Annotated in this window: 22 protein-coding genes; 11 read left to right on the top strand and 11 right to left on the bottom strand. The window is 65.3% G+C overall.

Translation table 11 applies throughout. The features are described 5' to 3' along the window. Positions 1–71 precede the first annotated feature (71 nt). From N2L00_RS15520 to N2L00_RS15530, 3 genes are read left to right on the top strand one after another with little or no spacing between them, the layout of a single operon-like run. A complete protein-coding gene (locus N2L00_RS15520) occupies positions 72–935 on the top strand; it encodes a hypothetical protein (protein WP_255862287.1) in 864 nt (287 codons plus the stop codon). 28 nt (positions 936–963) lie between these two features. Further along, complete coding sequence (locus tag N2L00_RS15525) at positions 964–1605, top strand: GNAT family N-acetyltransferase (protein ID WP_255862286.1); 642 nt, start codon at positions 964–966, stop codon at positions 1603–1605. A gap of 56 nt (positions 1606–1661) precedes the next feature. Beyond that, a complete protein-coding gene (locus N2L00_RS15530; protein ID WP_255862285.1) occupies positions 1662–2819 on the top strand; it encodes an alpha-hydroxy-acid oxidizing protein in 1158 nt (385 codons plus the stop codon). Here the strand turns inward: N2L00_RS15530 and N2L00_RS15535 are convergent. After that, on the bottom strand, positions 2816–3475 hold the full coding sequence (locus tag N2L00_RS15535) for a TetR/AcrR family transcriptional regulator (protein WP_255862284.1): 660 nt from the start codon (positions 3473–3475) through the stop codon (positions 2816–2818). The genes N2L00_RS15530 and N2L00_RS15535 overlap by 4 nt on opposite strands. Positions 3476–3737: 262 nt before the next feature. Then, on the bottom strand, positions 3738–4553 hold the full coding sequence (locus N2L00_RS15540; RefSeq protein WP_255862283.1) for a DUF1295 domain-containing protein: 816 nt from the start codon (positions 4551–4553) through the stop codon (positions 3738–3740). Between the two features lie 157 nt (positions 4554–4710). Between N2L00_RS15540 and N2L00_RS15545 the strand changes: the two genes are divergently transcribed. After that, complete coding sequence (locus tag N2L00_RS15545) at positions 4711–5241, top strand: GNAT family N-acetyltransferase (RefSeq protein WP_255862282.1); 531 nt, start codon at positions 4711–4713, stop codon at positions 5239–5241. 13 nt (positions 5242–5254) lie between these two features. Here N2L00_RS15545 and N2L00_RS15550 read toward each other — a convergent pair whose 3' ends face one another. Together N2L00_RS15550 and N2L00_RS15555 are read right to left on the bottom strand one after the other, a co-directional pair. Further along, the gene (locus N2L00_RS15550; RefSeq protein WP_255862281.1) at positions 5255–6799 is read right to left on the bottom strand and encodes a cell wall metabolism sensor histidine kinase WalK; all 1545 of its coding nucleotides are present in this window, start codon (positions 6797–6799) and stop codon (positions 5255–5257) included. After that, a complete protein-coding gene (locus N2L00_RS15555; protein ID WP_255862280.1) occupies positions 6796–7545 on the bottom strand; it encodes a response regulator transcription factor in 750 nt (249 codons plus the stop codon). The genes N2L00_RS15550 and N2L00_RS15555 overlap by 4 nt, the downstream gene beginning before the upstream one ends. Before the next feature lie 230 nt (positions 7546–7775). On the opposite strand from N2L00_RS15555, the gene N2L00_RS15560 reads away from it, so the two are divergent. The 4 genes from N2L00_RS15560 to N2L00_RS15575 all read left to right on the top strand — a co-directional run bounded on the left by N2L00_RS15560 (position 7776) and on the right by N2L00_RS15575 (position 12363). Continuing rightward, positions 7776–8615, top strand: a complete 840-nt coding sequence (locus N2L00_RS15560; RefSeq protein ID WP_255862279.1) for a formate/nitrite transporter family protein — start codon at positions 7776–7778, stop codon at positions 8613–8615. A gap of 297 nt (positions 8616–8912) precedes the next feature. Further along, positions 8913–9425, top strand: a complete 513-nt coding sequence (locus N2L00_RS15565; RefSeq protein WP_255765420.1) for a CarD family transcriptional regulator — start codon at positions 8913–8915, stop codon at positions 9423–9425. A 543-nt stretch (positions 9426–9968) separates the two neighbouring features. Further along, on the top strand, positions 9969–11330 hold the full coding sequence (locus N2L00_RS15570; protein WP_255862278.1) for a hemolysin family protein: 1362 nt from the start codon (positions 9969–9971) through the stop codon (positions 11328–11330). Continuing rightward, entirely contained in the window at positions 11323–12363 is a 1041-nt protein-coding gene (locus N2L00_RS15575) for a hemolysin family protein (protein WP_227920127.1), read from the top strand. The genes N2L00_RS15570 and N2L00_RS15575 overlap by 8 nt, the downstream gene beginning before the upstream one ends. Positions 12364–12366: 3 nt before the next feature. On the opposite strand, the gene N2L00_RS15580 is transcribed toward N2L00_RS15575, so the two are convergent. From N2L00_RS15580 to N2L00_RS15595, 4 genes are all read right to left on the bottom strand, one after another. Next, positions 12367–12960 carry a DUF1992 domain-containing protein gene (locus tag N2L00_RS15580; RefSeq protein WP_255862277.1) on the bottom strand — a complete coding sequence of 198 codons (594 nt, stop codon included), beginning with the start codon at positions 12958–12960 and terminating at the stop codon, positions 12367–12369. A gap of 111 nt (positions 12961–13071) precedes the next feature. Beyond that, positions 13072–13647: a hypothetical protein gene (locus N2L00_RS15585; RefSeq protein WP_255862276.1), complete on the bottom strand. Its 576-nt coding sequence runs from the start codon at positions 13645–13647 to the stop codon at positions 13072–13074. Between the two features lie 16 nt (positions 13648–13663). Further along, positions 13664–14809, bottom strand: a complete 1146-nt coding sequence (locus tag N2L00_RS15590; protein ID WP_255862275.1) for a zinc-dependent alcohol dehydrogenase — start codon at positions 14807–14809, stop codon at positions 13664–13666. A 56-nt stretch (positions 14810–14865) separates the two neighbouring features. Then, positions 14866–16413 (bottom strand): ATP-binding protein, encoded by a 1548-nt coding sequence (locus N2L00_RS15595; RefSeq protein WP_255862274.1) that lies wholly within the window; start codon positions 16411–16413, stop codon positions 14866–14868. A gap of 377 nt (positions 16414–16790) precedes the next feature. Between N2L00_RS15595 and N2L00_RS15600 the strand changes: the two genes are divergently transcribed. Both N2L00_RS15600 and N2L00_RS15605 read left to right on the top strand, forming a co-directional pair. Continuing rightward, on the top strand, positions 16791–17741 hold the full coding sequence (locus N2L00_RS15600; RefSeq protein ID WP_255862273.1) for a lantibiotic dehydratase C-terminal domain-containing protein: 951 nt from the start codon (positions 16791–16793) through the stop codon (positions 17739–17741). A 59-nt stretch (positions 17742–17800) separates the two neighbouring features. Beyond that, entirely contained in the window at positions 17801–18532 is a 732-nt protein-coding gene (locus N2L00_RS15605; RefSeq protein WP_255862272.1) for a GAF and ANTAR domain-containing protein, read from the top strand. A 24-nt stretch (positions 18533–18556) separates the two neighbouring features. Here N2L00_RS15605 and N2L00_RS15610 read toward each other — a convergent pair whose 3' ends face one another. The 3 genes from N2L00_RS15610 to pstS all read right to left on the bottom strand — a co-directional run bounded on the left by N2L00_RS15610 (position 18557) and on the right by pstS (position 21556). Continuing rightward, on the bottom strand, positions 18557–20035 hold the full coding sequence (locus N2L00_RS15610; RefSeq protein WP_255862271.1) for a mannitol dehydrogenase family protein: 1479 nt from the start codon (positions 20033–20035) through the stop codon (positions 18557–18559). Positions 20036–20113: 78 nt separating this feature from the next. After that, positions 20114–20314 carry a hypothetical protein gene (locus tag N2L00_RS15615; protein WP_227920152.1) on the bottom strand — a complete coding sequence of 67 codons (201 nt, stop codon included), beginning with the start codon at positions 20312–20314 and terminating at the stop codon, positions 20114–20116. A 126-nt stretch (positions 20315–20440) separates the two neighbouring features. Beyond that, positions 20441–21556, bottom strand: coding sequence for a phosphate ABC transporter substrate-binding protein PstS (gene pstS / locus N2L00_RS15620; RefSeq protein WP_255765429.1), 1116 nt, complete (start codon positions 21554–21556; stop codon positions 20441–20443). Between the two features lie 221 nt (positions 21557–21777). On the opposite strand from pstS, the gene N2L00_RS15625 reads away from it, so the two are divergent. Continuing rightward, positions 21778–22158, top strand: a complete 381-nt coding sequence (locus tag N2L00_RS15625) for a DUF1304 domain-containing protein (RefSeq protein ID WP_255765430.1) — start codon at positions 21778–21780, stop codon at positions 22156–22158. Position 22159: the final 1 nt, after the last annotated feature.

Consider the following 22159-nt stretch of genomic DNA (forward strand, 5'->3'; position numbering starts at 1 on the left):
CGGAATTCCCGCCCTATACTGGCGCTTTCCGCACCGGGAATCGGTGTGTTCCGATTGGGGGAATCGTGACCATGGGTATTTCAGCCGGCCCGCGCCCGGCCGCAGCGGGTCTGGCCTTGCTGGTGACCGTCCTTGCCGGCTGCGGCACCGACCCGGCGAACACCGACACCAGCAGGTCCACCGCTTCCAGCTCGCCTTCGGCGTCTCCCGCAGTGAAATCGACGGAAAAAGCATCAGTGAAGGCCAAGCCCTCCCCCTCGGCACCGCCGACGACGAGTCCGCCGCCGACGTCGTCCGCTTCCCAGCGCGGGCTGGGAGTCAAGGGCAACGTGGACACGGCCCACGGAACCTACCTGCAGGTTTCGCCGGCCGAAGATGATCCGGCGTGGACCCTCGATCCGGCGGTGGTGGAGCCGAAGCTGCTTTCCCTGTACTCGCAGGCGCAAATCGAGGAAGCGCACCGGAACAACCTGGCTTTTATGGTCGAGGAAGGGCTCGACTCCCCGCTTAACGGCGGCGCCTGGACGCCGGAGGAATGGTGGGCCGCGAATGGGCAGCGGATCGCTCCGGAGCTCCAAGGCATGGCTCAGCAGAGCCTCAACGACGGTTCGCCCTTTGGTGGAGTCGTTATGCAAAGCACCTTCCATCAGGAGCGTTACGGCGATTCCTACCGGTATGTCTACGAACATGACCGGTCACGCTTCACCAAGCTGGACATCGAAGTCCTCGAGGTGTGGCTGGCTGACGACAACAAGAGCATCGTCACCGAGATTTCCGCATCCGCGGAAATGGAGGTGGCACCCGGTGTCGGCGAACCCGGAACCAACACACAGGTTATCGAGGCGTCCATGACGCTTTGCTCGCGGCCGGGGCAGGACGCGGGCGAATGGCTGATCACGGACTGGCGCAACAAGTTCCAGGTCACGGCGGGTTGAGCGTGGCAGGCAACGCCGGATTGACCGCATGAGCGCCGCACGGCCCCGGCACTCGGTTCTTTCCGGCCGGTTTGTCCGGCTCGAGCCGCTCACCTTGGACCTGATCCCGGACCTGCACCGGGCCATTGCGGTTCCTGAGGTCTTTGCCGGTGGCTACGGCGGCGGGCCCGCCGGGCTGCACCCGGATCTGGACGGGTTCACTGCCTGGGCCCGCGCCTATTACCGCTGGGACGAGCTGCCGTTCGCGGTGCGGCTGGTCCAGGGCAATACGCCGGGCGCCGTCGTGGGGACCAGCAGCCTCGCTGATCTGGACCTGCCCGGCGAATCCGCGCAGCTGGGGTGGACCGCCTACGCTCCCGCGGTCTGGGGCACTGCGGTCAACACAGAAACGAAGCTGCTCCTGCTCGGCTCCGCCTTTGCAGCCGGTTTCGGACGAATCAGCATCCAGGCGGACTCGCTCAATACCCGTTCCCGCGCGGCGATCAGCGGGATCGGTGCCGTCTTCGAGGGCATCAGGCGCCGGGACAAACGCCGCGCCGACGGCAGCTGGCGGGACACCGCGGTGTACTCGGTCCTGGCCGACGAATGGCCGGCAGTCCGCGCCGGCCTGGAGGAACGGCTGGAACGTTTCGCCGCGGGTCGGCAGGATGCCCCGCTGCCGCTGGAGTAGCATCCGGGCAAAGCGGAAAACCGGCAAAGCGGCCGGAAAGAAAAGGCGGAGCCTCCATGAGCACGAACTACGGCGATTATCAGCTTGGCATCTACATGAACGGCGCACGCGGCGTCCTGCCGGATCTGCCCATGAGCTCCGCCGCCATGGAGGACCTGGCAGAAAGCAGGATGGATCCGCGGATCCTGGGCTACGTGGCCGGCGGTGCCGGCAACGAGCACACCCAACGTGCCAATGTGGCTGCCTTTGAGCGGCTCGGCATCATGCCGCGGATGCTCGTCGGAGCCGCCCGGCGCAGCATGGGCATTGATCTGCTGGGGCACCGGCTGCCTTCTCCCCTGTTCTTCGCTCCGGTGGGGGTGCTGGGCGCAGTGGCTGACGACGGCGACCTGGCGACGGCTGCCGCTTCCGCAGAGCTGGGCATCCCGATGGTGGCGTCCACCCTCTCCGCCGCTCCGCTGGAACAGGTCCGTGCAGCCGCCGGTGAAACCCCCGGGTTCTTCCAGCTCTACCCGCCGGCGGACCGGGAGCTGGCCGAGTCGCTGGTGCACCGCGCCGAAGCAGCCGGGTACTCGGGCATCGTCATCACGTTGGATACGTGGGTGAACGGCTGGCGGCCCCGCGACCTCAGTGCCGCCTACCTGCCGATGCTGTCCGGCCAGTGCCTGGCCAACTACCTGACCGATGACCGGTTCCGGAAGCTCCTGGCCGACCAGGGGTCACCAGACCCTGCCGCTGCCGTAATGCTGTGGGCCTCGCTGTTCGGCAACCCCGCCATGACGTGGGAGGACCTGGAGTGGTTCCGGTCCCTGACCTCGCTGCCGATCATCCTCAAGGGCATTTGCTCACCTGACGACGCCCGGCGCGCGCTGGACGGCGGGATGGACGGCATTTACTGCTCCAACCACGGTGGACGGCAGGCAAACGGCGGCATCCCGGCAATCGGCTGCCTGCCGGGCGTCGTTGAGGCGGCCGACGGCGCCCCTGTGCTTTTCGATTCAGGCGTGCGTTCCGGCGTGGATGCCCTCCGCGCGCTGGCACTCGGAGCTACAGCGGTGGGGATCGGCCGGCCCTACGTCTATGGCCTGGCGGCGGCCGGGCAGGCAGGGGTGACACATGTGATGCGCAGCCTGCTCGCCGAAGCCGACCTGACCATGGCGGTCAACGGCTACCCGGACCTGGCCTCGCTGCGCGGATCCCTGCACCGGCTCTAGGCGCTACGCGGCGCAGGGGGTGCCGGGGGTGCCGGGGGAAGAGCGTCCCGCGGCCACCAGGCGGGCAGCAGGTTCCGCAGGGAACCCAGCCAGGCCTCGACGTCATCGTCGTCACTGACCACCCAATGTTCGAACCAGGAGGCATAGGCGCCGCCCAGGAAGGCCGCAGTCGTGTCCAGGTCCAGGGCCGCCGGCGGCGCGTTGTGCGCCCGCCAGACATGCAGTGCCAGGAGAATCCGCGCGTTTAGCCGGTCGGCGAGGATCCCGAGGAAGGTCTCCGTGTGAAAAAGCGCCCGGTAGACCCGCTGTTCTGCCTTGGTGTGCTGCAGGATCTGCCGGATGGACTCGACGTACAGGTCCCCGATCTCCGCGATTGTCCGGCCGGTGCCGCGTTGGTCCAGTTCAACTGTGCCGAGCCGGTCCACGACGCCGGCGTATACCGAGCCGGCGAAGTCGAAAATGTTCCGGTGGTGTCCGTAGAAAGTGGTGCGGTGCACCCCGGCCTGCCGGCAGAGTGCAGCCACGCTGATATCCGCGAGGTCGTGGCCCCGAAGCAGCTCCCACAGTCCCGCCTCGAGCGCGTCCCGGGTGCGCGTTATCCGCGGCTCATCCGACGGTGAGTGCCGATGCGGCTTTGGGCGGTGCAGTCCGGGCATGCGACCAATCTTCTCAGATACACGGAAGGGCCCCGCCGAAGCGAAGCCCTTCCGTGCCGCGGCGCTGGGGGACGCCGCAAACTTTTAGTTGTAACCGGCCCAGCGGTTCGCCGGGAACAGCACCGGTACGTTTCTATCCTGCCCTATTCAACACCTGTAGAAGAACCTGCCGTTCCCAAAACCGTCGAATGTGACTGAGGAGACAGCTGTTGGCGCGGATTGGGCCCGGCGGCCCACTCAACCTTCCGCCTTGCCTTCCCGCCTAGCGGGAGTGCTTTGAACTCAGGCGGGGAGGGAGCGGAACGAGCGGGGAGGTCCGGCGCCGGTACCGCGCGTAGTCGGGGTAGCGTGCCAGGGAAATGCTCTCGGTGAAGGCGGTGGACCCGGCGAAGAGCAGGGTCAGCAGGACCGGCCCTGCCAGCGTCCAATGCAGCCACTCCCCCGAGGCGGTGACGGCGAAACCGTAGAAGAGCCACCATTGGAGCTGTTCAAAGAAGAAGTTCGGGTGGCGCGAGTACCGGAACAGTCCCGTGCGGAGGAAGTCGGCCGGCGGAATTCGTCCGGCGGTCCGCAGTGCCTTTTTCCACTGCTGGAAGTTCCACTGCTGCTGGTCCGCCACGGTTTCTCCGGCCAGCGCGGCCAGGAACAGGACCGCCAGCAGCCAGTCCCAGCCCGTGAGCGCTCCGGGGTGTTGATAGACGGTCAGCACCGGCAGGGTCATCACCCAGATGACGATGTTCTGGTAGATGCTGATGAACAGCAGGTTGAAGGCCTGGAACTGCCACGGCTTCAGCCGTTGGCGCAGGATCCCCCACCGGTAGTCTTCACCGCCCGGGGCGTAACCGCCCTTGCGGGCAAAATTGAACGTCAGCCGGACGCCCCACAGCGTAACCAGGACCGCCATCAGCGTTACCCGGTGGTCGCCGTCGGACGCGACGGCAAACACCCAAAGGTAGGCCAGCGGAATGACGGACCAGATGCGGTCTGTCCAGGAGTATTCCCGGGTGATCAGTGACAGCACCCAGGTTCCGGCGCAGGCAGCGGCGAATATCTCCAAACAAACGCGAACCGGGTCCATCCTCGGAGGATACGTTCGGTTCCCTGTCTGCGGAACCCTTCACCGCGGGACCCTGCATTCATAGGTAATACAGGGAACACAACCCGGCAGACCTTCCGGATATCGAACTAATGCGGAGAATTCAGGCTCGATTGCGGAATAGCCCTACACTTTGCCAATGGCAACCCTGATTACCCCCGATGTCCGTTTCCGGAACAGTTGGCTGGCCGCGGCCGAAGAATTCAACGGCGAGAGGATGGACGGTTCCGGCGTGTACGGGGACACCTCGAAAGAGCGCATTCGCACGGAAATTGCCGGGGACTTTGCCGGTTTCGTCGACAGCCTGGTCAAGGAACGGTTCCCGGACACACCGCGGCAGGAAGGCTTGGTGCCCTGCACCTATCTGTGGCTGGTGGACGGCGATGAGTTCCTGGGTTCGCTTGCCGTCCGGCACACCCTGAATGATTTCCTCTTCGAGCAGGGTGGCCACATTGGTTACAGCGTCCGGCCCTCCGCACGCCGGCGGGGGCATGCCGCACGCGCACTTCAGGACGCCCTGCCGGTTGCCCGCCAGCTGGGCATTGCACGGGTACTCGTCACCTGCGCCGAAGACAACGCCGGCTCCCGGGCGGTCATCGAGAAAAACGGCGGAGTCTATGAGGACAGCCGGGACGGCACGCGGCGGTACTGGATCGGCCTGCCCGATTAATTGCCCGACGGGCTCAGACCGCTACCGCACCAGCCAGCGGCAGCACCACGGTGAAGCTGGTGCGGCCGGGTTTGCTCTCGACCTCGATGGTCCCCCCGTTGGCCGCAACGAGGGCATAGACAATGGCCAGGCCGAGCCCCGTGTTGCTCGTATTCCCGGTCCGCGCGGAATCGGCCTTGCTGAACCGGGCGAACAGTGAATCGATGAAGTCCGGCTCTATCCCCTGGCCGTCATCCGTCACCGTCAAGGTGGCCCAGGTTGCTCCTGCCTGCAGTCCGATTTCCACGCGGGTCCCCCGAGGAGTGTGCTTATGGGCATTGGAAAGCAGATTAATAAGCACTTGCCGCAGCTCGGGCTCGACGGCGGACACCACTACCGGTTCATCAGGCAGCATCAGCGTCCACTGATACTCCGGGGCCGAGACCTGCGCATCGCTGACTGCCTCCACGATCAGTTCGGTGAGGTCGACGCCGGTCCGCTCGCCCCGCTGGCCCTCGTCCAGCCTCGCCAGCAGCAGCAGGTCTTCAACTAACGCGGACATACGCTTGGACTCACTGTCCACGCGTTCCAACGCGGCGCGGCCCGGAGGGCTGACGTGTTCGCTGAGCAGGACCAGCTCCGTGTACCCGCGGATCGAGGTGAGCGGCGTGCGCAGCTCGTGGCTGGCGTCGGCAACGAACCGCCGCACCTTCGTTTCGCTGTCCTGCCGGGCGCGCAGGGCGTTGGTAACGTGATCGATCATGCCGTTTAGGGCCATCCCCACCGTTCCGACTTCGGACCCGGGCCGCGCGGCCGCCGGGGGCACACGGACTGGAATCTCCACCTCTCCGGAGGCCAGCGGCAGCTTGGATACGGAGGTCGCGACGGCGGCCAGCTCATCCAGCGGGCGCAGCGAGCGGCGGATGATCATTGTGCCTGCAAACCCGGTGACGAGCAGGCCGGCCAGGGACAGCACAACCATGGTCAGATCGAGCGAGGCCAGGGTGCTCTCCCGCTGCGCAGTTGAAAGTCCGGTGACCAGCATTCCGTTCCCGGCGCCGGGCGGGGCGGGGAACGCATCCACCCGGTAATGCTCGCTGGACAGGTTCATGTCCTGGGGGCCGCGGGCCGGATCCATTCCCGCCAGCAGTTCCAGGTCTGCCCCGTTCAGCGACACCGCAGAGCCGTCCTCAAGCACAAGCGTGGATCGGCGGGCAGCGCCGTCCTCGAAGAAGGCATTCAGGGAGCCCGGGCGCTGGCCGGACTGGTAGTCGCTGCCGTCACCGCGTTCCCCGGCTCCGTTGTCCGTGCCGGCGGTGCCCGGGGCCGGCTCCTTTTGGGGCGACGGATACTCCCCCGCAGAGTGGCCGGGGCGGAACCCGGCTCTGGCCGCCGCACGTTCCAATCCGTCGTCGAGCACTCCAGTGAGATACCGGTCCATGGCCACGTGGCTGAAAATGCCCAACGCCGCACAGGTCACAGTCAGGAGCGCCAGGGTGGTGAGTATGAGCTTGGTGCGCAGCGGATGGCTGCGTATCTGCGATCCCCCGGCAGCCGGACGAGTACCCGCGTGGATCATGGGGCCGCCGGTTTAAGCACGTAGCCGGCGCCCCGGACCGTATGGATCATGGGCGGGCGTCCGACGTCGATCTTCTTGCGCAGGTAGGAAATGTACAGCTCGACAATGTTCGCCTGGCCGCCGAAATCGTAGTTCCAGACATTCGTCAGGATCTGCGCCTTACTCAGCACCCGCCTCGGGTTTTCCATAAGGTACCGCAGCAGCTCCCACTGGGTATTCGTGAGGGCAATGTCCTCCCCGCTCCTGATGACCTCGCGGGTTTCCAGGTTCATCACCAGGTCGCCGACCACCAGTTCGTCCGAGCCCGACGCCGCGGCCCCGGAACGCTGCACCAGGCGGTGCAGGCGGAGCATCAGTTCCTCCATGCTGAACGGCTTGGTCACGTAGTCATCCCCGCCGGCGGCCAGCCCTGAGATACGGTCCTCCACGGCATCCCTGGCGGTAAGGAACAGAGCGGGAACCTGCGGCAGAAAGGTCCTGATCTTCTGCAGGGCCTGAAGCCCGTTGACCCCGGGGATCATCACGTCCAGCACCAGGACGTCGGGCCGGAATTCGCGGGCAGCAGAGACCGCACCGAGTCCATTACCTGCAGTAACGACGTTCCAGCCCAGCATCCGCAGGCCCATGCCAACAAGCTCCGCGAGGCTGGTCTCGTCGTCGACCACCAGCGCCCGGATCGGACTCCCGTCCGGGTGCGCGAGGCGCGGAAGATTACCCGTGGGCGATTGGGACGAAACGTGTGCCATGAATACGTCCTTTGGCTCGGTGCCGGTGGCTGGGTCAAGCGTAAGCGCAAAGTTCCCTTTTGCGTCCCGGTATTTTCCCTGCTGTCTCCACCCTGTGCTGAGACTGTGCCATGTCTGTGCGAAGCCGGTACGGGTACGGACTCACGGAATGGGAATTGAACCGCGCCCCGGCCGCTTTATGGTTTAACAGCACCGCATCCAGAAAGATCCAGCCGCACCGGAAGGACGCCATGAGCGAGGAACGCCGCAGCGAAATCGGAGACTCCGCAGCGCCGGTGGAGGACGAACTTAAGGAATCCTTCGACAAGACGGTGACGGAAGGCGCAGAACGGCTGCACCGCACCTTCCGGACCATCCTGGTGACCGGGGTGTTCGGCGGCATGGAGGTTGGCCTGGGCGTCATGGCCTATCTCGCCGTGATGCATGAAACGGGAGACCACCTCCTGGCGGGCCTGGCATTCAGTGTCGGCCTGATCGCCCTCTTCCTGGCCCACAGCGAGCTGTTCACGGAGAACTTCCTCATGCCCGTCGCGGCAGTTGCCGCAAGGGAAGGCAGCATGAAACTGCTCGCCAAGCTCTGGGGCGGGACCCTGCTGGCCAACCTGGCCGGCGGTTGGATCTTCATGTGGATAGTGATGCAGGCCTTTCCGCAGTGGTCGTCCACGGTGGCAACATCGGCGTCGCACTTTACCGAGGCGCCCTTCTCACTCCAGACCGTGGCACTGGCGGTTCTGGGCGGCAGCACCATCACCCTGATGAGCCGTATGCAGCAGGGAACCACCTCGGACCCGGCAAAGATCGTGGCGACGGTAATCGGCGGTTTCCTGCTCGCCGGGCTCCAGCTTTTCCACTCCATCCTAGACTCGCTGCTGATCTTCGGCGCGATCATCTCCGGCGCGGAAATCACGTACCTCGAATGGCTGGGCTGGTTCGGTTACACCCTGCTGTTCAACATGCTGGGCGGGCTGGTGCTGGTCACGGCACTGCGGCTGGTGCGCACCAAGGAACTGGTGGCACAGCGGCGCAGTGAGGCACCCGAGGACCCCGACGCCTCACGGGGGAAAGCCTGAGCGCAAGTGCGCCGAGCGGCAGAAACAAGCACTGCCAGCGGCCCCGAAAAGAAAGGCACTTGCGCAGGGAGGATAAGCTGACGGGACAGCGTGGGGACCGCGAGCCGGACAGTCAACGACTAATCCGTCAACCTTTTCAGCAAGATCCGCACCTCCCGCCTGGAAATTGACTCCTTCTCTATTGCCCGCGCGCCCGGCCGTCACCCTTCACCGGTGACCGGCCCGGACAGGTCCAAGCGGTCTCGGGAGCCCGCTTCCGAAGCAAGCTCGGAACCATTTGAACAGAGGGACGTCATTTTGAATTTCACCGTCGGGCAGACCCTGGTGTACCCGCACCACGGCGCCGTCACCGTTACCGATATTTCCCCCATGACAGTCAAGGGAGTGGAGCGGGAAACCCTGACCTTCCGCGTCCACGCGACTGAACTGACCATCAAGCTCCCGGCGGACAACGCCGAAGACGTAGGGGTACGTTCCGTCATCGACGACGCCGGCGTAGAGGCCGTGTTTACGGTGCTTCGCGGACCCGTGGGGATGGAACCGGACAACTGGTCCCGGCGGTTCAAGGCCAACGAAGGCAAAATGTCCACCGGTGAACTTCGCCTGATCGCAGAAGTTGTCCGCGACCTGTGGTGCCGCGAGCGGACCCACCCCCTGTCCACCGGGGAAAAGCGGATGCTGCTGAAGGCCAGGCAGCTGCTTGTCTCCGAACTTGCCCTGGCCCGATCCTCGTCAGCGGAGGACGCCGGTGACCTGCTCGATTCCGTCCTGATGGAAACGGTTAGCGAGCCGGAGCTGGCGACCAGCTAGTTCCCGGCCGCCGCTTCCCGTCCTTCCGCATTCCACCGACGTGCGGAAGGACGGGAAGGCTGCGGAAACTGCCCGTTTTGGCTCAGGACGCGCTGGCGTTGTATCAAGGAAAGTAGGACGGTTTCCGCTTCCCGCGGGGACCCTCCGCTGCGGATCAAGAGAACTTCGAGGGCCTTGAAGCGAGGGCCCGGAAAGGCGCCCGTGAACTTTCCCTGCACCTGCTTTTGCCAGCCCGTGCCCGGCACCGGCCGGCTGGGGATCGAACTTTATGACCCGTTTTGCCTGGTGCGCCAGCACCGGGTGGCGGCCTCCACCAACCACGAGCCCACGTATCGGCACGGGCAGGGCAGCTGGTAGGCATTGACGTGGTTTCCGGCTGCAGCCTGAAGGAAACCTTGGAACAGCAAACAGGTCCATCCTGTAACATTCCTTGGACTATGGATGACCCTCCCTCACATAAACCCATGCCCCTCCCCGTCCTGACCGACCTGCAGACCGTGCCCACTCCGGCTGCACCGGCTATCACGAGAGAGGGGCAGCCCCATGTATGAATGGCTCATGGTCGGCGTAGGATTGCTCCTCACCGTCGGCACCGGACTGTTTGTCGCCTCCGAATTTGCGCTCGTCAATTTGGACCGTGCGGACCTTGAGTCCCGCCGCGACAAGGGCGAAAAACGCCTCAATCCCACAATCAACGCGCTGAAGATCACCTCCACCCATCTTTCCAGCGCACAGCTCGGCATCACCCTGACCACCCTGCTGACCGGGTACACCTTCGAACCTGCAATCAGCTCGATGCTGCGCTCCCCGCTCACGGCGCTGGGCCTGCCGGAGGGGATGGTGCCGGGCGTCGGCGCCGTCGCCGGCATTTTCCTCGCCACCATCTTCTCGATGATCATCGGCGAACTGGTTCCCAAGAACTTTGCCCTGGCGCTCCCCCTGGCCACCGCCAAGCTGGTAGTGCCCTTCCAGACCGTTTTCACCACGGTGTTCAAGCCCGTCATCCTGCTGTTCAACAACACGGCGAACGCCATCATCCGGTCCTTCGGCATCGAACCCAAGGAAGAGCTCTCGGGCGCACGCAGCGCCGAAGAACTCAGCTCCCTGGTTCGGCGTTCAGCGCTGGAAGGCGTGCTGGACCTGGACCACGCCGTGCTCCTGAACCGAACTTTGCGCTTCGCCGAACACTCCGCGGCGGACGTTATGACCCCCCGGGTCCGCATGCGGACGGTCCACGAGTCCGACACTGCCGAACAGGTGGTCGCCGTTGCCACGGCAACCGGCTATTCCCGCTTCCCCGTGATCGGACGCGATTCGGACGACGTTCTGGGCGTGCTGCACCTCAAGCAGGCCTTCGCCGTACCGCTGGCCGCACGGACCTCCGTCACGGCCGCAGAACTCATGGTGGAACCGCTGCATGTACCCGAGTCCATGGGCGTTGACACGCTGCTGGGACTGCTGCGCGCCCAGGGCCTGCAGGTCGCGATCGTGTCCGACGAGCACGGCGGCACCGCCGGCATCGTCACCCTCGAAGACCTCGTGGAGGAGATTGTGGGCGAACTCGAGGACGAACACGACCGCGCGCGCGTCGGCGTCGTCCGCACGGGCCGCGCCATCACCTTCGACGCCTCGCTCCGGCCGGACGAACTCCTGGACCGCACCGGCGTCGAGGTTCCCGACGGCGAGGAATATGACACCATCGCCGGTTTTGTCACGGACGTACTGGACCGGCTGCCGGAGCTGGGCGACGAAGTGGAAATCGAGGGCGGCACGCTCCGTGTGGAACGGGTGGTCCGCAACCACATCGAACGCCTGCGCTTCACCCCGTCGGGCTCGCTGGAGACCCCGGTGAGCGCCCATGACCGCATTGTCGACTCGCTGACCAAGGACCTGACCCATGAGTGAATACCTGCCCGGAATCATCTGGCTCGTAGTGCTGCTGGTGGTCAACGCGTTCTTCGTCGGTGCTGAATTCGCCGTCATCTCGGCCCGCCGGTCACAGATTGAACCCAAGGCCGAAGCCGGCAGCAAGGCCGCGAAAACCACCCTGTGGGCCATGGAGCACGCCACGCTGATGCTGGCGACCAGCCAGCTTGGCATCACCGTCTGTTCCCTGGTCATCCTGAATGTCTCGGAACCGGCCATCCACCACCTGCTGGAGATTCCGCTGGGCCTGACTCCGCTGTCCGCAGACGCCATCGGCATTATCGCGTTTGTGGTGGCGCTGCTGCTGGTGACGTTCCTGCACGTGGTGGTGGGTGAAATGGTGCCGAAGAACATCTCGTTCTCCGTGCCCACCCGCGCCGCACTGCTGCTGGCTCCGCCCCTGGTGATCGTGTCCCGCATTGTCCGTCCGATCATCTGGACGCTGAACGGCATAGCAAACGGTGTCCTGCGCCTGTTTCGGGTGGAGCCCAAGGACGAAGCCACCAGCGCCTACACCCTGGACGAGGTCGCGAACATCGTGGAGCAGTCCACGCGTGACGGTGTCCTTTCAGACCGCAGCGGTACCCTGACGGCCGCGTTCGAGTTCACGGAGAAGACCGTGGCCGACGTCGAAGTTCCGATCAGCCAGATGGTGCTGCTGCCCGAGACCGCAACCCCTGCGGACCTGCAGCAGGCTGTGGACGTCCACGGTTACTCGCGGTACATCCTCACCAACGACGACGGCGATCCCGACGGCTACCTTCACCTGAAGGACGTCATGGACCTCACCACGCCGGACGAGTTCGCCGCATCGGTGCCCGCCAAGCGGATCCGCCGCCTGGCGTCCGCTTACCGGGGCAGCGAGCTGGAGGATGCCCTGGCCACCATGCGCCGCACCGGCGCCCACGTGGCTCGGGTTTTTGACGCGAAGGGCAACACCACGGGTGTCCTGTTCCTCGAGGACATCATCGAAGAGCTGGTGGGCGAAGTCCACGACGCCACCACCGTCTAACGCCTAGCGCCTGCGTTTCCACCAAGGCCGCCGCTGCTCCGGCTCCGGAGCGGCGGCGGCTTCTTTTTCGGCTTCCTCCGCCTTCCGTTCCCGCCAGCGCTGCACTTCCTGCTCGACGTCGCGGGTGCGCGTGATAACGGGCGGACCTCCTTCGAGCTGGCGGCGCGCATCGATGACACGCGCATTGAAATCCTGGACGATCTCCCGAACCTGCTTTTCGGTCCACCGCGTGTCCAGCCGAGCGTCCAGTTCCGCGTCTTCCGTGCGCAGCAGGATGGCCTTGGGTCCCAATCCAGTCACGTTCTCGCGCTGCATCAGCCCCTTGATCCACCAGTCCGGATCATGGCCGTCGCCCAGGTTCGGGATAGGTTTTCCGGCGTACTTCAGGTTGTCGAATTCGCCCCGGGCCATGGCATCCCGAACCAGATAATCGGCTTTGGCGGCGTCGTCGACTTTCCGGCGCTTGTGCCGCAGCCCTTCCTCGGCCTCTGCACGCTGGAGGTCTTCATCGTCGAGCCCTCCGCCGGCCGCCGCCGCCCGCAGCTGTGCGGCCCGTTCCATCCTGCGCCGGTACTGCTCAACGCCCCTGCCGTCCATGATCTCCCGCCGCCTAACGTGTCCCGTGTGGTGTCTTAACCGATTCGGACCTCTCCGGTATTCCTACTAAGGACCAACGGCAGACACGACGAAGGCGTGCCCGGTTCCGCGCTACTTCCGCAGCCGGCGCACCACGGCGCCGACGGCGGTAGCCGCCCCCGCACCGGCCAGCAGCCACGGGCCGCCGACGATGATCGGGTCGATCCACTGGTGATTGACGTCCGCCCGCTTCCGGCCCACCCGGGAGGAGACGCCGTGGCGGGTGAACTCGCTCAGCACCCCGGTCTCCGTGATCGGATTATCCGGGTGCAGGGTCGCGAAGGAAGCAAGATGGCTCTCCACGGCGTCTACGCGGTCCGCGGCGAGCAGGATCAGCCAGTGGGCCGCACGGGCCTCGCTGTACCGGCGGTAGGCGTACCGGCGCATCACGCCGGACAGTCCCTTGGGCGGGCAGGCGGTGCCGAACACCGGGGTGAGGAACTTGTGCTCGATCGAGCGCTCCCGCGGGAACTTTTCTTCCTGCCGTTCCGGGAATTCCCAATGCGCGCCGCTGAGGGTGGGATCAAACTGCAGCTTGGGCACGGCAGGACGGTCCCGAGGATCGAGGTCAACACCCCAGCCCGGGATCCGCGCGCGCAGTTCCTCGCTGGACGGGGTTCGGGTCGGCTTTTGCGGCGTGTAGGCCATTGCAGTGTCCTTCCTTTCAGGAACCGGGGACGATGACGGGCTTGATGCAGTTATCCAGCTTGGCGGAGAACATGTGATAACCCTCGGCGATGTGCTCCAGCGGAATCCGGTGCGTGATGATCTCGCTGGGCTTGAGGTAGCCGGCCTTGATGTGCTCGAACAGGCGCGGCCACTGCCGTTTCATCGGCGTCTGGTTCATGTTCAGCGTCAGGCCCTTGTTCAGTGCGTCTCCGAACTTCACGGCGCTGAAGAGCGGACCGTAGGCGCCCATGACGGACACGGTGCCGGCCTTGCGTACCGAGTCGATCGCCCAGTTGAGTGCCACTGCGGACCCTCCCTGCAGTTTGAGCTTCGTGCCCGTAACCTGCTGCAGGAAATTACCGTCAGCCTCGGCTCCCACGGCGTCGATTGCGACGTCGGCACCCAGGTAGTCGGTGATCTTCTTCATGTGCACCACAATGTCGTCGTACTCGGTGAAGTTGTAGGTCTCGGCGTGGGCGAAGGTCCGGGCCTTTTCGAGCCGGTAGTCCAGGTGGTCAATCACGATCACCCGGCCGGCGCCCATCAGCCAGGCGGACTTGGCGGCGTACAAACCCACCGGGCCGGCACCGAAAACCACTACGGTGTCACCTTCGACGATGTCCCCCAGCTGGGCGCCGAAATAGCCCGTGGCGAGTGCATCGGTGCACATCAGGGCGTCTTCTTCGTCCATCCACTCGGGGATGAGGGAGGGTCCGACGTCGGCGAACGGGACCCGGACGAACTCCGCCTGGCCGCCGTCGTAACCGCCGGTGGTGTGCGAATAGCCGTAGAGACTGCCTACGGCCGTGGCGTTGGGGTTGACGTTGTGGCAGTTCGAGTAGAGCCCCCGTGCGCAGAAATAGCAGGATCCGCAGTAGATGTTGGCCGGGACCATCACACGGTCCCCGACCTTGAGGTTCTGCACGGACGATCCGACTTCCTCCACCACTCCGATGAACTCGTGGCCGAACGTCGTGCCGACCCGGGTATCCGGCATCAGGCCGTGGTAAAGGTGCAGATCGGAGCCGCAGATGGCCGCCCGGGTGACCCGCACGACGGCATCATTGGGGTGCTCGATCGGCGGTATGTCCTTTTCTTCCACCCTCACCTTGTAGGGCCCTCGGTACACCATCGCTCGCATTGGACAGTCTCCTCGCTCTGAAGCCGGATCTGGCCCCTTAACGATAAGCAGACTTACTAACTTTGCAAGCTTGTACCCGGCCCAGCCGCCGGCAGCTTCACGGTGAAGACGCTTCCCCGCCCCGCCTCGCTGCTGAAGTCGATGCTCCCCCCGTGCTCTTCCACAATCCTGCGGGTGATCACCAGGCCCAATCCTGCCCCGGGGATGGCCGCGGTGAGAACCTGCCCGGACCTGAAGAACTTGCTGAAGACCTGTTCCTGCTCCGCCGGCGTCATGCCGATTCCGGTGTCGGCGACCTCAATCACCACGGCTTCATCCTGCCTCCGCGCCCCTATCCGCACCGTTCCGCCGCCGGGTGAAAACTTGACGGCATTGGACACCAGGTTTTCCAGCACCTGCCGGATCCGGCCTTCGTCCGCCACTGCCCGCAGCCCGGCCGCCACCTCAACACCGATTTCCACCCCGTTGATCCGCGCGTGGGGGCGGAAGGAATCGGCGGCGGCTGCGACGGTGGAAGCCAGATCCACTTCCTGCAGTTCCATCGCGCCGTTGTCGGATGCCACGGACAGCAGATCGGAGACCAGCTGCAGCAGCCGCTCGGAATTTCGAACCGCTGCCTGCAGGGCCGATTCGACCGTGCCCGGCAACTGTCCTTCTTCTTCCAGGGCCATATCCAGGTAGCCGAGGATGGACGTCAGGGGTGTACGCAGCTCGTGGGACACATTACCCACGAACTCACCCTGTGCCGCCAGCGCGCGCACCAGCTGGGTGACGTCGCTGAATGCCAGGACCGAGCACTTGAAGTCCCCTCCGTTCCGCACCGGGCGTGCACACACGCTGACCGCCATCTTGCCCTCGCCGGTGCCGATCCACATGATCTGCTGCGAAAAGGATTCACCGGCAACGGCACGGCGGATGGGGAGCAACTCGTCCGGAAGCGGTGTGATCCGGTCCGGACCGTAGACAGACCACGCTCCGGACTCGAAGTCGCTCAGGTCTTCGGCCCCCAATATGGTCCGGCTGGCCTCCATATGGGCGTTGGCGAGGATTTCCCGGCCCTCGTCATCCACCACGAGCACCCCCACGTCCACCGTGTCCAGGATGGTTTTCAGAAGTGATTCCCGCTCCTTGGCCGCGCGCTCGGCAGCACCGCGTGCGGCTTCTGCGGCTTCGGCCTGCTGGAGCGCGTCAACCAGGTCGCGTTCATACCTGCGCCTTCCGGGCATGGGGAAAACCGTGACCAGGTCCACGGTGCGGCCGCGGGAGGCGGTCCGGACCGCCGAGATGTGAGCCGGCAGCCTGGTGTTTCCGGCTCCGTTGAAGTCGACGCTTAGATTCGCTGCAGGTGTTGTTGTGAGTGCCGCGCTCCAGCGCTGGTATTCCAGCAGGTCTTCGGGCGAAAGGAGATCGGCAAAAACGGTGCCTGCGAGCGCGCTCCGGTTCCTGCCGATCCACGCCGCGAAAGTGGAGTTTGATTCCAGGATGACGCCCTGCCCGGAAACCACAACGTATCCGGACGGGGAACAGTGGAAAAGGGCCGGCCAGTCCGGAATGGACGTCCGTTGCCGGCCGATGCGCGGAAAACGGCGGGAAATCATGGGCATGCCGGACCTTTTGGAAGAACAAGTTATGCAGGGACAATTTCCGGGGCCCGCATTCATCGGATATTCGAAGAAGTCTTGTGCCCGGCCAAACAATTTATCAGCCTGCTTGCGATATCCGTAAATATGACGGAATTACCCTATTCCCGGCCCCTGCAGTACCGGGGGTGCGGCTGTGCGGCACCCCCGGACCCGCGTGCACAAGCAGGAGATATTACTACTAATCGAGCGCTTCGGGATGGGTTCCGCCCGTCTTCGCAGCGAGGAACCTCAGGTGGTGGACACGGCCGCTGGATTGGGAAAGACTTCCATCCCGGGACGCGCTGAAACAGGCGTTCCGGGTGGGGTGGCTCAGCACAACAAGCACCGAAAGGATGGCCATGACCCAGCCAGCCGCGCTCCGCACCCCCTCCCGCCCCTCTCCTCACCCCACATGGTGGAACCTGACCGTCGATGCCGGTAGTTTCGAACTGGCAGACCGGATCATCGGTGAACTTGTGACCCCCCTCGTTGCGCAGGCGAGGCTTTGCGGAACCAAGCGGTGGTTCTATACCCGACGGATGCAGCCGTCCAATGCGCAGGTCCGGCTTCGGGTACTTGCCCCCGTGGAAACCCTGGATCGGCTTCAGTCCCTGCTGGGGGCACTGCAGGAGCAGTCCGGGGATCCGGTGCGCAGCCTCTCGGTGGAGCATGAATTCAACGAACCGGTGCTGGACCGGACAATCGGCACGGACGCGCTGCTGCCGTCGGTCGAAGCGGACCTGGCCCGCTACGGCGGCGTTGACGGGCTGGCCTTGGCAGAGGAAGTCTTCGAGCTTTCCTCCGATCTCTGCCTCTGGGCAACCGCCCGGTTTGCGAAGGCACAGAACCGATCGGCGCTGGCATCCCTGCTTCTCTTCGATTCGGCCTACGCCATGATGAAGGGACCGCGGGCCTCCACATGGCCGGACCGCCGTCGTGTTTCCTGGGAGTACTACTGGGACAGCCATCTCTATAGCTGCACCGCTTCCGATCCGCGGGCTGCCGGAGTGCAGAAGGCTACCGGTGCGCAGGCCCAGGCCCAGTTGATGCCCGTGCACCGGCTGATGATGGCCACCGCCTCCGAACCCGCCGTCACCAACTGGCGCCGGCGCTGGCTGCGGACCATTGACACCTACCTCTACCGGGCAGACAAGGCCGGAGCCAGCCGCAGCGCCCAGCACCTCACTGTGTACCAGGCGCACGGCCTGTTGAACCGGCTGGGATTCACGCTTCGCCAGGAGGCACTGATCGGGGTCTATGCCAGGACGTGGAGCAGGGAGAAGGAAACCGAATTGGTGGAGGCCACCTAGGCGTGGCGGGCAGCGGTTGCGCGGACGGGTGCGGGGCCGGGCGGCGATAGAATCAGCGTATGAGCCTAACCGCGGACCAGCAGTCCGTTGCAGCTGAATTGCAGCAGCTAATTCTGCAGACTGAGTCGGTGGAGTTCTTCCTTGAGGGGTTCGCCATGCGTGCCGCTGAGCTTTTCAGCAGCGATGCCGAAGTCCTGGCCGGGGTGACCCTGCTTCGGAACAAGCAGGGCACCACCGTGGCCAGCAGCAGCGAGGCGGCGCGGGCGCTGGACGAAATCCAGTACGGCTTCGGAGACGGGCCGTGCATGCGGGCCTCGCGGACAGGGCGGACCGTCGTGGTGGAAGACGTGCGCACCGACCCGCGGTGGCCGGAGTATGCGGACGCCATCCGGGACCGCGGCTTCTATTCCATCCTCGGCGTTCCGCTCATCCTCGGTAACGACGGCGGTGCCGGGCTCAACCTGTATGCCCGGGACGCCGGTCACTTCACGCCGGACATCATCCGGTCAGCCGAAATGTTCGCCGCCGAGGCGGCAGTTACCCTGCAATTGGCCGTCCAGATCGCCCGGCACAGGAGCACCGCCGATCACCTCCGCGCGGCCATGGGAGCCAGGACCACCATCGACGTTGCCGTGGGCATTGTCATGGCGCAGAACAAATGCAGCCAGGAAGCGGCCTTCGAAATCCTGCGCGACGCCTCCAGCAACCGGAACGTGAAACTCCGGGACGTCGCCGAGCGCGTGGTGCAGTCCGTGACCTCGCAGGCTGTGAAAACCCACTTCGTCGACTAGGGCGTGCCTCTGGACGCTGTCCGGTCAGGCCTTGTCCACCAGTGCGGCGACGGCAGCCGCGGCTCCGCTGCGGTGCAGGGTCCCCAGAGCGGATAGGTACGCTTCCGTGAACCGGGCATCGGAGGCCAGATCGCCGAAGAACTGCTGCTGGGAAATGAAGGCCAGCGGATCCTCCCGGTTCCGGGCGGCTACGGCCATTACCTCGTCCCGCCGGTTGTCCACAACCCGTATCGGTTCGCCTGCCTCATCCACGCCCTCGGCGTAACGTGCCCAGGCGGCAATGATCGCAGCGGAACGGGAGACTTCGCCGCCGGCCGCCACGTTCTCGCGGACCACAGGAACCAGCCACTTCGGAATCCGGTCCGAGCTTTCAGCGCACAGGCGGGCGAGGGTGTCCCGGACGTGTTCATTGCCGAAGCGCTGCAGCAGCCGTTTCTTGTATTCGGCCAGATCGATGCCCGGGACGGGGAGCAGGGTGGGCGTGGCTTCTTTATCCATGTAGTCCAGCAGGAACTGTGCCAACTGCGGGTCACGGGCTGCTTCATGCACGTAGCGGTAGCCCTCAAGGTAGCCCAGATAGGCCAGACCCTGGTGGCCGCAGTTCAGCAGGCGCAGTTTCATGTGCTCGTACGGCTCCACATCCGTCGCCATGCTCACACCGGCGTCTTCCCACGGTGGCCTGCCCTGCGGGAAGGCGTCCTCGAGTGCCCACTGCTCGAAGTCCTCGGCCACCACGGGCCACGCGTCCTCGACGCCGAACTCCTCCGACAGCAGCGCGCGGTCGGCATCGGTGGTCGCCGGAGTGATCCGGTCCACCATCGAGGAGGGGAAGGAAACAGCCTCCTGCACCCACTTGCCCAGCTCCGGGTCCCGCAGCCGGGCGAACTCCCCGAAGGCCTTTCGCGCCACTTCGCCGTTGCCCGGGACGTTGTCGCAGGACATCACCGCGAACGGTGCCAGCCCTCGCTCGCGCCTGCGGCGCAGTGCCTCGACCACCAGGCCGAAGACGCTTGAGGGCACCGCACCGGGCTGCAGGTCCGCCGCCACGCCGGCATTTCCGGGATCGAATTCTCCCGTGGTGTCGCTGATGTTGTAGCCGCCCTCGGTAATCGTGAGCGAGACGATGCGCGTGGCCAGGGATGCCATTTTTTCAATGACCGCTTCGGGATTCTCGGGTGCGAAAAGGTACTCGGCAATCGAGCCGATCACGCGGGCTTCCAGGGCCCCGTCGGGGTGCTTCAGGACCAAGGTGTACAGGCAGTCCTGGCTGTCCATCACGGTTTTCATGGCGGCGTCGGAGGACAGTACACCCACTCCGCAAATAGCCCAGTCCAGGGCTTTGCCAGCGTTCATCAGCCGGTCCAGGTACATCGCCTGGTGTGCCCGGTGGAATCCTCCGACACCGAAATGCACGATGCCGGTGCTGAGCCGGGAGCGGTCATAGCCGGGCCGGGCAATGGACTGCGGGAGATGGGGCAGGGACTCGTCACTGAGCTTGGTCATAATGCCGCCTTAGGCCGGGGTGCGGCCAATCTAGCAGATTGGCTCGGCCCCTCCCATAGCAGCCTTGGTGCCGCACCCCTACTCGACGGCCTGGGCGTCCAGTTCGATGAAGGCCCAGTCCGGCTCGGCGAGGATGGGGTCCATGACGGGGCCGCCGGCCTCGGCAATCCGGTCCTGGACCTTGGGCGGCAGGCCGTCCTGGCGGAGATTGTGCCTCAACCAGTCCTTGGCCGAACCGTCCAGGTAAGGCCACCAGCGTTCGATTCGGATGGGTTCCACAGCAGCCCCCTTCAGCGTTGCGTAAATCCACGGTGACACCGGCGATGAGGGGGCGCAAGAGGGCAACGAAAGAGCAGCAGGGGAAGCTGCGGTGCTACCGGCAGGTAGCACCGCAGGCCCGTGGAACTAGTCGCGGACGGTGATGGATTCCAGCGCCTCGCGGGCCTCTTCGGCCAGGGATTCGGGGATGGGGGCGCTCTTCGCTGCTTCCGCGGAGGTCTGCTGCCCCTCCTCGCTCACCACGTACTGGCCGAAGGTCCGCACCCGCTCGACGAGGTCGGCGTCGTCATACGAACTGCAGTAGATCTGGTAGGAAACCAGCACCAGCGGGTAGGCCCCCGGCGCCGTGGTCCGCCGGTCCAGCTGGAGCGCAATGTCATGTTCCCCGCGTCCGGGGACGCGCTTGGACTGTTCGACGGCGGTGCTTGCCGCTTCGGCGCTGATCGGCACGAATTCGGTTCCGACGAGCAGGTTGGCGGTGCCCATGGAATCGTCGATCACCGAGTCGTCGGCGTAGGTGACGGCTCCCTCGGTGCGTGTCACCGTGCTGACGACGCCGGAGCTTCCCTGTGCGTTCTCGCCCTGCAGCCCTCCCGGCCAGGTTCCGGACGGTGCATCCGGCCAGGCATCGGGCGCCACTTCGTGCAGGTATTCGGTGAAGTTCTCCGTGGTGCCCGAGTCATCCGCCCGGCTGACGGGAGTGATCCGGGTTTCAGGCAGCTGCACGCCCGGGTTGAGTGCGGCGATGGCCGGATCGTTCCAGGTGTCAATCTCGCCGCGGAACATCCGGGCAATGGTGACGGCATCCAGGTTCAGCGACTCGATGCCGGGGAGGTTGAACGCCACGGCAATCGGGGAAATGTAGGCGGGAATGTCCAGGGCACCCTCCGGCCCGCAGACTGCCTTGGCGTCCTCTATCTCTTCTTCCTGCAGATAGGCGTCGGACCCGGCGAAGTTCACCGCACCGGCCAGCAGCGCGCTGCGCCCTGCACCGGAGCCGTCCGGCGAATACTGGAGCTGGACTTTGGGATGCAGCGTCCCGAAACCGGCGATCCAGGAATCCATTGCAGGGCCCTGGGCACTCGATCCGGCGCCGGACAGCACTCCGGTGAGGTTGGAGGTGCTGTTCTCGGCAGCCTCGCGCTGGGCGTCACCGAGGGGGTAATCGGATCCGCAGGCGGTCAGGGCAAGCGTTGCCAGCACCACCGTGGCCAGGGAACGGGCGGGGCGGATCGGGCGCAAGGGGTGTCCTTCCAAAGAAGCGGATACGGCGTCCAGCGCCGGGGAGGCAGGTACAAAAATGCTGCCCTTTCAAGGCTAGCGGGGAATCGGTCCCGCCTGCCAACCGAAAACCCCTTCCCCCTTGAGGATCGCCGGGGTCTGCTGTCAGCATTGACGGCACTGCGGAGAACACTGCTGGGGCGCGACTGCGCCGGCAGCCCCCGCATCCGCAAGGAGTGCCCGTGCTGATTGCCGCCGCAATTTTTGCCGTAGTAGCCGCCGCCGTGGCGTTCTACTTCTTTATGCTCGAATCCCTGCGCTGGGCCGAGCCGGAAACCGCGGCGATCTTTCAGCTGCGGGGAACCAATGCCGCGGCCACCGCACAACTGGCCTACAACCTGGGGTTCTACAACCTGTTCCTGGCGGTGGGCGCAGGACTGGGTGTGGTCCTGCTTGTCGCCGGTAATGCCGTGGCCGGGCTGACGCTGATGACCTTCACCACTGCGTGCATGCTGCTCGCTGCGGTGGTCCTGGTGCTCAGCGACAGGAGAATGGGCAGGCTGTCCCTGGTGCAGGGCGGTCCGGCGGCGTTGTCCCTCGTCTTTGCGCTGCTCGGGACCTGAC

It is taken from the genome of Arthrobacter sp. zg-Y1171 (assembly GCF_025244845.1).
In the GTDB taxonomy this organism is placed as follows: domain Bacteria; phylum Actinomycetota; class Actinomycetes; order Actinomycetales; family Micrococcaceae; genus Arthrobacter_B.